Raw genomic sequence first — 12,986 nt, 5'->3', positions numbered from 1 at the left:
CATAGACCAGGAGTCCGGTGTGTCCATACGCGTCGCGTTGAACCACGTCACACATTACCGTTACGACAGGCTGGTTGCGTTGTCGCCCCAGGTCGTGCGTTTGAGGCCCGCCCCGCATTGCCGGACTCCGATCCTCTCGTATTCGATGCGGGTCGAGCCGGCTCAACACTTCATCAACTGGCAGCAGGACGCGTTCGCCAACTATCAGGCGCGGCTCGTTTTCCCGGAGAAGACGCGTGAGTTCAAGGTGACCGTCGATCTGGTCGCCGAAATGGCCGTCTACAATCCGTTCGATTTCTTTCTCGAGCCGTCGGCCGAAAAATTTCCGTTCGACTATTCACCGGACCTCGCGCTCGAACTCGCGCCGTATCGCGTGAAGCGTCCCATGACGCCGCGCTTCGCCGAGTTCGTGAAAAGTATCGACCTCGCGCCGACTGTGACCGCGGACTTCCTCGTCGCGTTGAATCAGCGGCTGCAACGCGAGATCCGCTATCTGATCCGGATGGAGCCGGGCGTCCAGACGCCCGAGGAAACGCTCGCGAGCGGCGCCGGATCGTGCCGCGATTCGGGCTGGCTGCTAGTCGAGACGTTGCGCCAGTTGGGCCTTGCGGCGCGCTTCGTGTCGGGCTATCTGCTGCAGCTTGCGCCGGATATCAAATCTATCGACGGCCCGAGCGGCACGGAAGTCGACTTCACCGACCTGCACGCGTGGTGCGAAGTCTATCTGCCAGGTGCCGGCTGGATCGGCCTCGACCCGACTTCGGGCCTGCTTGCCGGCGAAGGTCACATTCCGGTCGCCTGCACGCCGGAACCCGACAGCGCCGCGCCGATTTCGGGCGCGGTGGACGAATCCGAGGTCGAGTTCAGCCATACCATGTCGATCAGCCGCGTGCTCGAAACGCCGCGCGTCACGAAGCCTTATAGCGAAGAAGTCTGGAACGACGTCCTCGCGATGGGCGCGCACGTCGACCGTCGACTCACGGACATGGACGTGCGCCTGACGATGGGCGGCGAGCCGACGTTCGTGTCGGTGCGCGATCGCGACGCCGCCGAATGGAACACGGACGCGCTCGGCCCGACCAAACGCGGCTACGCCGTCGCGCTGATGGACAAGCTGCGCTCACGCTACGGCGCAAACGGCTTCCTGCATATCGGCCAGGGCAAATGGTATCCGGGCGAGCAGTTGCCGCGCTGGGCGATGTCGTTGTACTGGCGCGCCGACGGCGAGCCGTGCTGGCAGAACCCCGAATTGTTCGCCGACGAACGCGAGCCAGGTACCTACACGGCCGCCGACGCGCAACGCTTCCTCACGCACCTGGCCACCAAACTTTCGCTCGATGAAGACTGCATCCTTCCCGGTTTCGAAGACGTCTGGTACTACCTGTGGCGCGAGCGGCGTCTGCCCGTCAACGTCGATCCGCTCGACGCGCGCCTCGACGACGAACTCGAGCGAGTGCGTTTGCGCCGCGTGTTCGACGCGGGACTCGGCGGCGCGACCGGCTACGTGCTGCCGCTTGCGCGCGAGCGCGATGTGCCGCAGGAGGCGCCGAAGTGGGTCAGCGGCCGCTGGTTCTTTCGCGACGAACGCATGTACCTGATTCCCGGCGACTCGCCGATGGGTTATCGCCTGCCGCTCGATTCGCTGCCGTGGGTGTCGAAGACCGACTATCCGTATCAGCATGCACACGATCCGTTCGCGCCGCCGGTGCCGTTGCGTTCGGCCGCGCAGTTGCGCATGCAATACGACGGCGAGCAGCACGAAATGACCGGCCCGGACGCACGGCGCGCGGCGGCGTTGTCGTCGTCGGCAGGCGATCTGTTGAGCGGCATGCCTGGCAGTACGGTGTTGGCGTATGCGCCGCAGCGCGGTGAAACGGAAGCCGCCGTAGCGCCCGCGCGCGGCGAGTCGTCGAAGGAAACGCTTCGCACGGCCATTTGCGTCGAGGCGCGCGATCCGAAGCGCGCGGCCGGTCCCAAAGCGGAAGCCGACGGGCTCGGCGGCGGCCGAACGCTCCTGCACGTGTTCATGCCGCCGCTCACCGAACTCGACGACTATCTCGATCTGCTGGCCGCGGTTGAAGCGACAGCCGCCGAGTTGCGCATGCAGGTCGTGCTTGAAGGCTATCCGCCGCCGCGCGATGCGCGTCTGAAGATGTTGCAGGTCACGCCCGACCCCGGCGTGATCGAGGTGAACATTCATCCGGCAGCGGACTGGGATCAACTGGTCGATCACACCGAGTACCTCTATCAGTCGGCGGCGCAGAGCTATCTGAGCAGCGAGAAGTTCATGACCGACGGACGCCATACCGGCACCGGCGGCGGCAATCACCTCGTGCTTGGCGGCGCGACGCCCGCCGACAGTCCGTTCCTGCGGCGTCCGGATCTGCTCGCCAGTCTCATCGCGTACTGGCATAACCATCCTTCGCTTTCGTATCTGTTTTCAGGGCTCTTTATCGGGCCGACGAGCCAGGCGCCGCGGATCGACGAAGCGCGCAACGATCAGGTCTACGAACTCGAAGTGGCGTTGCGCGAATTGCAGCGGCAGATCGACCTGCTTGGCGGACGCGATAGTTCGAACCTGCCCGCGTGGATGATCGACCGCTCGTTGCGCAACATTCTGATCGACGTGACGGGCAATACGCATCGCGCGGAATTTTGCATCGACAAGCTGTATTCGCCCGATGGACCGACGGGGCGACTCGGTCTGCTCGAATTGCGCGGTTTCGAAATGCCGCCGCATGCGCGCATGAGCCTCGTGCAGCAGTTGCTGCTGCGCGCGCTGGTCGCCCGTTTCTGGCACACGCCGTACACGCAGCGGCTCACGCGCTGGGGCACGGAACTGCACGACCGTTTCCTGCTCGGCACCTTCGTGAAGATGGATTTCGACGACGTGCTGGACGAACTGAACCGCGCGGGTTTCGCGTTCGACAGCAGCTGGTTCGCACCGCACTTCGAGTTCCGCTTTCCGCTGGTCGGCGAGACCACGGTGAGCGGCGTATCGCTGACCATTCGCAATGCGCTCGAACCATGGCATGTGATGGGTGAAGAGGGCTCGCCGGGCGGCACCGTGCGTTATGTGGATTCGTCGGTGGAGCGGCTCGAGGTGCGCGCGCTCGGCTTGAACGAAAACCGCCATGTGCTGACGGTCAATGGCGTGCCCGTGCCGTTGCAGCCGACAGGCCGCGTCAGCGAATATGTGGCGGGCGTGCGGTTTCGGGCGTGGTCGCAGCCTTCGGCGTTGCATCCGACCATTGGCGTCGACGCGCCGCTCACGTTCGATCTGGTCGATACATGGAATGGCCGCTCGGTAGGCGGATGCCAGTATCATGTCGCACATCCGGGCGGGCGCAACTACGAGACGTTCCCGGTGAACGCCTACGAAGCCGAAAGCCGGCGGCGCGCACGTTTTTTCGCGTCGGGCCATACGCCGGGGCCGCTTGCAGCCGATGCGCCGCAACGTAGCCTCGAATTTCCGTTCACGCTCGATCTGCGCTACTGGTAAGACAGCTCACCTTCAATAACGACACGACCTTGGCTTTTCAATCGACTTTTCCCTTCGAAACGTCCGCGGCCCGTGCGGACGCTTCGTCCCTGTTGCGGCTTTTGCCCGCTCACGAGGGACACTGGGACGAGTTGCGCGACGCCTCCGGCGCACTGCGCGCCCCGTGGCGGCAGTTCTTCGAGCGGCTCGGCGAAGACGGCATCGCGCGGCTGGAAGATCATCGCGCTTCGGTCGCGCAGCAGATCCGCGACAACGACATCAGCTACAACGTGTACGCGGATAACGGCGAGCCGCGCGCGTGGGCTCTCGATCTGCTGCCGTTCCTGATCAGCGAAGCCGAGTGGGCGCATATCGAGCGCGGTGTCACGCAGCGCGCGCATCTGCTCAATGCAATCGTCGCCGACATCTATGGGTCGCAAACCTTGCTCCAACGCGGACAGTTGCCTCCCGCGCTGGTGTTCGGTCATCCCGGCTATCTGCGCCCCGTAAAGGGCTATGCGCCGCCTGGCGGGCAGTTTCTGCAAGTGGTCGCGGTCGACCTCGCGCGTGCGCCGAACGGCGAGTGGACGGTGATGGCGCATCGCACGGAAGCGCCTTCCGGCCTCGGCTATGCGCTGGAAAACCGGCTGATCGTTTCGGCGCTATTTGCGGATCCGTTCCGTTCGATGCACGTAAGCCGCCTCGCGCCAACCTATTCGCAGCTGATTTCGACGCTGGTTCAGGCGGCGCAGGCGACCATGCGTCACGATTCGCCTCGCGCCGATGCTTCGCCGCATATTGCGTTGCTTACGCCGGGGCCGTTCAGCGAGACTTACTTCGAGCACGTGTTCCTCGCGCGATATCTGGGTGTGACACTGGTGGAAGGCAAGGACCTCACGGTGCGCGGCGACATGCTTTATCTGAAGACGCTCGCCGGTCTGGAGCGCGTGCATGTCGTGCTGCGGCGTCTGGACGATGCGTTTTGCGATCCCGTGGAATTACGAGCCGATTCGACCATCGGCGTGCCGGGCCTGCTGCAGGTCATGCGTGCCGGCAATGTGATCGTTTCGAACGTGCCGGGGTCCGGCTTTGTCGAGTCGCCGGCTTTGCACGGTTTTTTGCCCGGCATAGCCGAAGTGCTGTTCGACGAAGATCTTATTTTGCCGAGCGTGGCCACCTGGTGGTGCGGCGAGCAGGCGGCGCGCGAGCACGCGTTCGCGCACATGGACGAAGCCTTTATCGTGCCCACGTGGCCGGGTGCGGCCCGCGACGCGCCGCCGGGCGTCGAGCAGGGCAGACAGCGGCTGTCGGCGTGGCGCGAGCGTATCGAGGCGACGCCCGGCAACTATACGATCCAGCAGGCGCAGCGTCTTTCCTGCACGCCGCGTTACGAAGACGGCACGATCGGCGGGCGTCCGTCCGTGTTGCGCGCGTATGCGATCGCCGATGTAAACGGCGGCTGGCACGTCATGCCCGGCGGCTTCACGCGCATGGGCGCCGAGCGGCAGGCAACGGTATCCATGCAGTACGGCGGCAGCAGCGTCGACACCTGGGTGCTGTCCAGCCAGCCCACGTCGACCTTTACGCTGCTGCCTTCGCCGATGCAGCCTGCGGATCTCGCGCGCAAGCATCGCACCGTGTCGAGCCGCGCCGCGGAGAACCTCTTTTGGGCGGGACGTTACGGCGAACGCGCCGAAAACAACGTGCGTCTGCTGCGCTTCATTCTGGGCTCGCTCGAAGGCAACGATGCCGACACGATGTTCCCGACGCTTGTCGAACTTGCGCTGCACTGCGGGCTCCTGCAGTCGGGAGATATGTCCGTGCCGCACACGCCGCAAGCGTTCGAGCGCGCGCTGGTCGCCAATCTGAGCGAGAGCACGGGCGCCGCGAGCATCGGTCAGAACCTGAACTGTCAGGCTCGCTCGAATGGCGAAGTGCGCGGGCGGTTGTCGAACGATCACTGGCGCATCATTCTTGCCGCGCGCAACGACTTCCGCGACGCGTTGCAGACGCTGATGCCGGCTGCCGGTATCAGCGATGCTTTGCCGCCGGCAGCGCTGAACGGCCGTGCTACGAATGGCAGCAGCCGTTACGACCGCGTCACGCTGATGAACGCGCTCGAACGGCTGTCGGTGCAATTGTCGGCGATCAGCGGCGCACAGGGCGACCGTATGACACGCGACGAGGCGTGGCGGCTCCTGTTCGTCGGGCGGCATATCGAGCGCGTGTCCGCCATGAGCACGTTTGTGCGCGTGGCCGCCGACAAAGGCCAGCTTGCAACGCCGGCCGGTTTCGATCTGCTGCTGCAATTGTTCGACAGCACGCTCACGTATCGCTCGCTCTATCCGGGACGCTTCGAAGTGCCGGCTCTACTCGATCTGCTGGTGATCGAGCCGACCAATCCGCGCGGAATTTACGGTGTGTATGAGCGTTTGCGCAAGAAGCTCGACGAAATCGCGGTGGCTGCGGGCAGCACGCGGCATCGTCCGTTTGCGGAATTGATGCCGCCTGCCGCGTCGTTGCCCACGCTTGCGTCGCTGTGCGATGTCGACCGCCACGGCGCATATTGCGATCTGACTGCTGTATGCGATCAGATCGGCGGTTTTGCCGGCGCTGCGGCGCATGAAATCAGTGCGCGCTATTTCAGCCACGCGAGCACGGTCGCATCGCAGGTGTGGTCATGAAAACCCCGCCTGTCGTGCTGTCGGTTTCGCACCGCACCACCTACCGCTACTCGACGTATGTGGAGACCGCGCAGCATCTTGCAACTATCCGGCCTATCGTCTGTGAGTGGCAGCGGGTCGTGTCGCACGACGAACGCATCGAGCCGCAGCCCTCGTATCTGACTAGCCGTATCGATGCGTTCGGGAACGACGTCCTCTATTTCGCGCTCGACGCGCCGCATGAGCGGCTGCAACTCGTCAGCGAAACGACCGTGGCGCTCACGCCGCGCTGGACTAATCTCGATCCCCAAGTCACGCCGGCGTGGGAAGAAGTGGCCGACGCGCTCGAGTTTCGCGTGGGCGGGCAGTTCCGGGCCGAGGCGGAGTTCTGCTTCGCGTCGCCGAATATCGTGCCGCGGCCGTCGTTGCGCGCTTATGCGCTGCCGAGTTTTCCGCCCGGCATGCCGGTTGCCGCTGGTGCGATCGATCTGATGCACCGCATTCACGAGGACTTCGCGTACAAGCCGTCGGCGACTATGTTCGATACGCCTGCCGAGCGTGCGTTCGAACTCAAAAGCGGCGTGTGCCAGGACTTCGCGCAGGTGATGATCGGCTGCTTGCGCTCACTTGGTTTGCCCGCGCGCTACGTGAGCGGCTATCTGCGTAACGATCCGCCAGCGGGGCAGCCACGGCTGATCGGCGCGGACGCGTCGCATGCGTGGGTGTCTGTGCATTGTCCGGGCAGCGGCTGGATCGACCTCGACCCAACCAACGACGTGCTCGCCGATACTGACCACGTCACGCTCGCAATCGGCCGTGATTACAGCGACGTGTCTTTGTTGCGCGGCATGATCCTCGGTGGGGGCGCACATCGCGTGGAAGTGGGCGTGACGGTTCTCGCGCTTTAGCGCTGAGCCTTTGCCGCGCAAAAATACTTGACGAAGTGCATATGCACACATAAACTGCGAAGCATGAACCGTCCTCTCTCCTACGACGAATGCAACTGCTTTGCGCTGCGGCAGGCGGCGCGGCACATTACGCAGCTGTACGAGCGCCATCTCAGCACGGTGGGGGTCACGGCAGCGCAATTCACGATTCTCGCCAAACTCGCGCGCACGCCGAACTTGCCGATCCTGGATCTCGCAGACGCAATGGTGATGGAGCGCACCACGCTCGTGCGCGCCATGAAGCCATTGCAACGAGACGGTCTGGTGGTCGCAGAATCGGCTGAACACGACGGCAGAACCTATCTGTTCAGCCTGACGGAGAAGGGCGAGAAGACTTTCGACCAGGCAGCTATCGCATGGCGTGCCGCGCAAAACGAGTTCGAAGAGAAGTTCGGACGCGGCCGCGCCAAGGCGTTACGCGCTGAGTTGTTCACTATTACCGGCTAACGCCGGCGCATGAGCTCGCGAATAGTTTCGTTTGCGAGCTTTTTTATATCTATGTGTGTGGGTATGCACTCATCAGGAGTCGCAGTAATGGAAGAGCCATTCGACGACGATTGTTTTGCCATCCGCCAGGCGGCGCGCTATGTCTCGCAGATCTACGACCGCCATCTGGCGGGCGTCGGCTTGACGATCACACAGTTCTCCTTGCTTGGCCGCCTCAAACGCACTGGCCCAATGACAATGAAGCAACTGGCTGACGCCATGCGCATGCAGCGCACTACGCTGGTCCGCACGATCCAGCCGCTGCGCCGCAGCGGGCTCTTGTTGAGCGAGGCGCACGGCGCGGACGCACGAGCGCTGTCAGTCACAATCACAAGAGAAGGGGAAGCGCGGCTCGAGGCGGGGCGCAAGCACTGGCATGCCGCGCAGGCCGAATTCGAGCACAGCTTCGGCGGGCAACGTGCGCAAGCATTGCGCGGTGAGTTGTTCGCAATCACCGGCCACTTGTGAATTGAGCGCGAGGCAATGACAGACCGGTAGCAATTTACACAATGAACGGGCGCCATCAATCGGCGCTATTTTTTCAACTTCACTAGTGCATACGCACACATACAACCATCATGTCCACTACACCTTCGACTGTTGCGCCAGCGGGCGCCGCGCAGGCCGGCAAACCGGCCAGGCGCGTTCCGTGGATGCTGCTCGCGATTATCACGGTGCTTGCCGTGCTGGCGCTTGCCGCGTCGTACTGGTTCTTCGCGGGACGCTTCGTCGAAACGACGGACGATGCCTACGTGGGTGGCGATGTCACGGTCATGGCGCCGAAGGTAAATGGCTTCGTGGCTGACGTGCTGGTGAAGGACAACCAGTTCGTGCACGCGGGCCAAGTACTCGTCAGGTTGGACTCGCGGGACTACGACGCACGCCTCGCGCAAGCCGCAGCCGAGGTCCGCAGCGCGCAAGCCGCCGTGACCGAATTGCAGGCGAAAAAATCGTTGCAGCTTGCAACGATCAACGAACAGGCCGCGGAAGTTCGCGCCACCGGCGCCGAACTGACACGCAGCGCAGCGGATCAGGCACGCTATCGCGAGCTCGTGAAAGACGACGCAGTATCGAATCAGGTCGTGGAGCGTGCCAATGCCGATCTCACGAAGGCGCATGCCGCGGTGGATCGCAGCGGCGCGTCATTGATCGCGGCGCAGCGGCAAATAGCCGTGCTCGACGCGCAGATCGGCGACGCACTGGCACGCATTGCCACCGCCGAGGCGGCGCAGCGCGTGGCGGCGCTGAACGTCGAATACACCACCATTCGTTCCCCGATCGACGGCTACGTGGGCAACCGCACCGCGCGGGTCGGACTGCTTGCGAACACCGGCGTTTCGCTGCTGACGGTGGTGCCAGCGAGCGGTTTGTGGATCGACGCGAACTTCAAGGAAGATCAGCTGAAGAAGATGCGCGTCGGCGACACCGTCGACGTGGATCTGGATGCTTCGAGCGCACGCATTCGCGGCGTGGTCGAGAGCCTCGCTCCTGCAACCGGCGCAACGTTCAGCGTCCTGCCCGCCGAAAACGCGACCGGCAACTTCACGAAGATCGTGCAGCGTGTGCCGGTGCGCGTGCGCCTGAATGTGTCTGAGGACATGCAAGGCGTGCTGCGTCCCGGTCTCTCGGCGACGGTAAAGGTTCACCTCGATCACTTCGGCCAAGTCGGCGCTCAAAGCGCGCCGGCTCGCGGATAAACCATCATGACCGACATTTCCGCCAATCCCGCCGATCAGCCGACGCGCACGAAGGTCTTTGCATTCTCGCTGATGTGCCTCGGCTTTTTCATGGCGACGCTCGATATCCAGATCGTCGCGTCGTCGCTCAAAGATATCGGCGGCGGCTTGTCCGCGAGTCAGGACGAGCTGTCGTGGGTGCAGACCTCGTATCTGATCGCTGAAATCCTCGTGATTCCGATGTCCGGCTGGCTTACGCGCGTGTTTTCCACGCGCTGGCTGTTCGCGTTCTCGGCACTTGGCTTCACCGTCACGAGCATGTTGTGCGGACTCGCATGGGACATCAATTCGATGATCCTGTTTCGCGGCCTGCAAGGCGCGCTCGGCGCCGCGATGATTCCGACCGTGTTTACCACGGCATTCGTGTTGTTTCCGGGCAAGCAACGCCTGATCGCGTCGACCACGATCGGTGCGCTTGCGTCGCTCGCGCCGACCGTTGGGCCCGTAATCGGCGGCTGGATCACGTCGCAATGGTCCTGGCACTGGCTGTTCTATCTGAACCTGGCGCCTGGTCTTGCCGTCGCGCTGATGGTGCCGAAATACGTGCATGTGGATAAAGCAGATCTGTCGCTGTTGAAAAAAGGCGACTACCTCGGCATTGCATTAATGTCCGGCTTTCTCGGCTGCCTCGAATATGTCCTGGAAGAAGGGCCGCGCAAGAACTGGTTCGGCGACGACGTGATCGTGCTGTGCACCTGGATATCGGCTATTTGCGGATTTCTTTTCCTGGTGCATGCGTTCACCGCAAAGGAACCAATTGTCGATTTGCGCGCGCTGGCGGTTCGCAATTTCGGCATCGGCAGTTTGCTGTCGTTTATCACCGGCATTGGGATCTTCTGTACCGTTTTCCTGACGCCAGTATTCCTGTCTCGCGTGCGCGGTTTCGACTCGTTGCAGATCGGCCTTGCGTTGTTGTCGGTAGGCTGTTTCCAGTTGCTGGCACTCGTCGCGTATTCGACGCTTGCACGCTTTGTCGATATGCGCCTCTTGATGGTGTTTGGCCTCGCGTTGTTCGGCCTTGGTTGTTATCTGTATGTGCCGCTCACTCATGAATGGGGCTGGCAGGAGTTGCTGATTCCACAGGCGCTGCGCGGCATCGGTCAACAGTTCAGCATTCCCCCAATCGTCACGATGGCGCTCGGTTCGCTGCCGCCGTCGCGACTTCGGTCCGCGAGCGGCCTCTTCAATCTGATGCGAAATCTGGGCGGCGCAATCGGCATTGCAGTGAGCAGCACGATGCTGAACGACCGGCTCAATCTGCACTACGAGCGGCTCGATGAACATTTGACGGCGGGCCGTCCGGTAGTCGAATCCATCTTGCAGCAGCAAGCCGCGCATTTCGCGGCACTCGGTGGAAACGCGCTCAATGCAGCCAATGCGGGACTCGGCGCATTGCACACGGTTCTGATGCGTGAAGCCCTGGTGCTCACTTTCTCCGACACTTTTCTCGCCGTGTCGCTGTGTTTCGTGGTGGGCTTGCTGAGCGTGCTTTTCTCGCGCCCATTCGGAAATACCGCTCCGCCGCCCGATGCTCATTGAGGACCTGATGATGAAAACGACCGCTCTCAAAGTACTGACAAGCGCTCTAGCGCTGGCGCTTGCCGCGTGCGCCGTGCAGCCGGCGACTCACGCCGATCTGCCGCAGACGGTGAGCACGCTCGCGCCGCAATCATGGAGCGTGGACGCGCCGCAAGACAGCGTGAGCGCCAACGTGTGGTGGGATCAGTTTGGCGACCCTGTCATGCATCGGCTGGTCGAGTCGGTACTGACCGGCAATCTCGACGTGCAGGCGGCAGTGGAGCGCGTCAGGCAGGCGCAGGACCTGGTCACGCAGAATCGCGCTGCCTTGCTCCCTGAGTTGAATGCCGGCGCCAACGCATCGTATTCGCGGCAAAACACGCCGCCGCCGCTCGGATACGTGCGTCAAGCGGGTGCCGGCCTCACAGCCAGCTGGGCGCCGGATGTATTCGGCGGCGAGCGTCTGGCCGTTCTGGCGGCGCAAGCACAAGTGTCGGGTCAGCAATCCGCGTTGAATGAGGTGCGGCTTGCGCTCGCCGCCAATGCTGCAGCGGCCTATATCGATCTGCGCTGGGCACAAGCGCAGTTGCAGATTCTCAGCGAGAACGAACAGATACGCGCTCGCGCGCTGAAACTCACGCAGCAGCGTCTTCATTACGGCCTGTCGTCACAACTCGATGTCGCGCGCGCGCAGAACCAGTTGCAGGACTTGCTGTCGCAGATTCCGCGCATGCAGACCGCCGTGCAGCATCAACTCAGTTTGATCGCGGTGTATTCGGGGCGCACGCCGGAGAGCGTCGATAGCCTGCTGCTCGCGGATGCGCGCGACATTCCCGTGCCGGCACAGCGTGTGCCGCAAGTGCTGCCTTCCGAAGCCCTATTGCAGCGGCCCGACGTGCGCACCGCGTATGCAACCGTCGAGCGGCGCGCGGCGGAAGTGGGCGTCTCGAAGGCGGAGCGTTATCCCAAGTTCAAGTTGAGTCTCGCCGATGGTTTGCTGGCCTCTTCGTATCTCGGGCTGCCGACGCTGACCGACAACCTGTTTAGCGCCGCGTTGAGCGCGACGAGCCCAATCTTCAACGCCGGCCGAATCACCGCGAATATCGATGCGAGCGAGAGCCGCATGCGTGAATCGCAACTCGGCTTGCAGCAGACGATGCTGCAGGCGCTAAAGGAGATCGAAGACACTCGCAGCGAGCTGGTGAACGGCGCTGTACAAGTGGAGCGCCTAGGGGGCGCGCTGGATGCGTCGAATCATGCGTTGCGTTTGTCGAGTGAACTGTACAAAGGGGGTGCGTCCAGTTTCCTCGATGTGCTCGCAGCGCAGGAGGCGTACTTGCGCGACGCTGAATCGCTGAACCAGGCAAGGCGCGAGCATGCGCTTGCCGCCGTTGCCTTGTATCGTTCGCTGGGCGGCGGCTGGGATGTTCCTGAAGCGGTGACGGCGGTCTCGGCGAACAATTGATCTGCTTGTGGCCGATGCGCTGCGGGTTGCGGATCGTGCGGGCATGCAGAATGCGTGGCGAAAGTGCAGGCGGGAAGGCGATTGGTTTGCGCCTTACTGGCGATACAATCCGATGACACGACGAAGCCGACGAGGTCATGATGGCACGGCCATTCTTCACGATCGGGCACTCCACGCGCACGCTGTCCGAACTGATTGAGTTGCTCAACAATTCGGAGGTCGAAATATTAGTCGACGTGCGCAGCATTCCGCGTTCTCGTACCAACCCGCAGTTCAACCGCGATACGCTGCCGGACTCGCTGGCGCCGGCACATATTGACTACGTTCATCTGGCGGAACTCGGCGGGCGCCGTGGCCGTCGCAAAGATGAGGGTCCGTCCGTGAACGGGTACTGGACGCATCCCGCGTTTCGTAACTATGCCGATTACGCCATGACGGAGCCTTTTCAAGAGGGTCTGGCAGAACTTCGTGAACTGGGACACCGCAGGCGTTGCGCGATCATGTGCTCGGAAGCAGTGTGGTGGCGTTGTCACCGGCGCATCATTACGGATTACCTGCTGATGCACGGCGAAACGGTAATGCACATCATGGATGCGCACCACGTGAACCCGGCGACTATCACGCCGGGCGCAAACGCGCAGCCCGATGGTTTGCTCGTCTATCCGGCGCAGTCCGCTTCACATTGAAGCG

The 12,986-nt window shown here is 62.9% G+C and carries 9 protein-coding genes; all 9 read left to right on the top strand.

Features of this window, described 5'->3' with window-relative positions; genetic code table 11:
* The first annotated feature begins 19 nt into the window (after window positions 1-19).
* The 9 genes from RW095_RS11645 to RW095_RS11605 all read left to right on the top strand — a co-directional run bounded on the left by RW095_RS11645 (window position 20) and on the right by RW095_RS11605 (window position 12,982).
* A complete protein-coding gene (locus RW095_RS11645) occupies window positions 20-3,502 on the top strand; it encodes a transglutaminase family protein (RefSeq protein WP_317019187.1) in 3,483 nt (1,160 codons plus the stop codon).
* A 29-nt stretch (window positions 3,503-3,531) separates the two neighbouring features.
* The gene (locus tag RW095_RS11640; protein ID WP_317019185.1) at window positions 3,532-6,165 is read left to right on the top strand and encodes a circularly permuted type 2 ATP-grasp protein; all 2,634 of its coding nucleotides are present in this window, start codon (window positions 3,532-3,534) and stop codon (window positions 6,163-6,165) included.
* Window positions 6,162-7,052, top strand: a complete 891-nt coding sequence (locus tag RW095_RS11635) for a transglutaminase family protein (RefSeq protein WP_317019184.1) — start codon at window positions 6,162-6,164, stop codon at window positions 7,050-7,052. The genes RW095_RS11640 and RW095_RS11635 overlap by 4 nt, the downstream gene beginning before the upstream one ends.
* Window positions 7,053-7,115: 63 nt before the next feature.
* Window positions 7,116-7,538 (top strand): MarR family winged helix-turn-helix transcriptional regulator, encoded by a 423-nt coding sequence (locus RW095_RS11630; RefSeq protein WP_128596374.1) that lies wholly within the window; start codon window positions 7,116-7,118, stop codon window positions 7,536-7,538.
* A gap of 87 nt (window positions 7,539-7,625) precedes the next feature.
* Window positions 7,626-8,045 (top strand): MarR family winged helix-turn-helix transcriptional regulator, encoded by a 420-nt coding sequence (locus tag RW095_RS11625; protein WP_317019182.1) that lies wholly within the window; start codon window positions 7,626-7,628, stop codon window positions 8,043-8,045.
* A 110-nt stretch (window positions 8,046-8,155) separates the two neighbouring features.
* Window positions 8,156-9,274 (top strand): HlyD family secretion protein, encoded by a 1,119-nt coding sequence (locus tag RW095_RS11620; RefSeq protein WP_317019181.1) that lies wholly within the window; start codon window positions 8,156-8,158, stop codon window positions 9,272-9,274.
* 6 nt (window positions 9,275-9,280) lie between these two features.
* On the top strand, window positions 9,281-10,852 hold the full coding sequence (locus RW095_RS11615) for a DHA2 family efflux MFS transporter permease subunit (protein WP_317019179.1): 1,572 nt from the start codon (window positions 9,281-9,283) through the stop codon (window positions 10,850-10,852).
* A 10-nt stretch (window positions 10,853-10,862) separates the two neighbouring features.
* Window positions 10,863-12,296, top strand: a complete 1,434-nt coding sequence (locus RW095_RS11610) for an efflux transporter outer membrane subunit (protein WP_317019827.1) — start codon at window positions 10,863-10,865, stop codon at window positions 12,294-12,296.
* Between the two features lie 140 nt (window positions 12,297-12,436).
* The gene (locus tag RW095_RS11605) at window positions 12,437-12,982 is read left to right on the top strand and encodes a DUF488 domain-containing protein (RefSeq protein ID WP_317019826.1); all 546 of its coding nucleotides are present in this window, start codon (window positions 12,437-12,439) and stop codon (window positions 12,980-12,982) included.
* Window positions 12,983-12,986 lie beyond the last annotated feature (4 nt).

The sequence above is a fragment of the Paraburkholderia kirstenboschensis genome, from assembly GCF_032806925.1.
Lineage (GTDB): Bacteria > Pseudomonadota > Gammaproteobacteria > Burkholderiales > Burkholderiaceae > Paraburkholderia > Paraburkholderia kirstenboschensis.
This window is presented reverse-complemented; position numbering and strand designations above follow the sequence as displayed.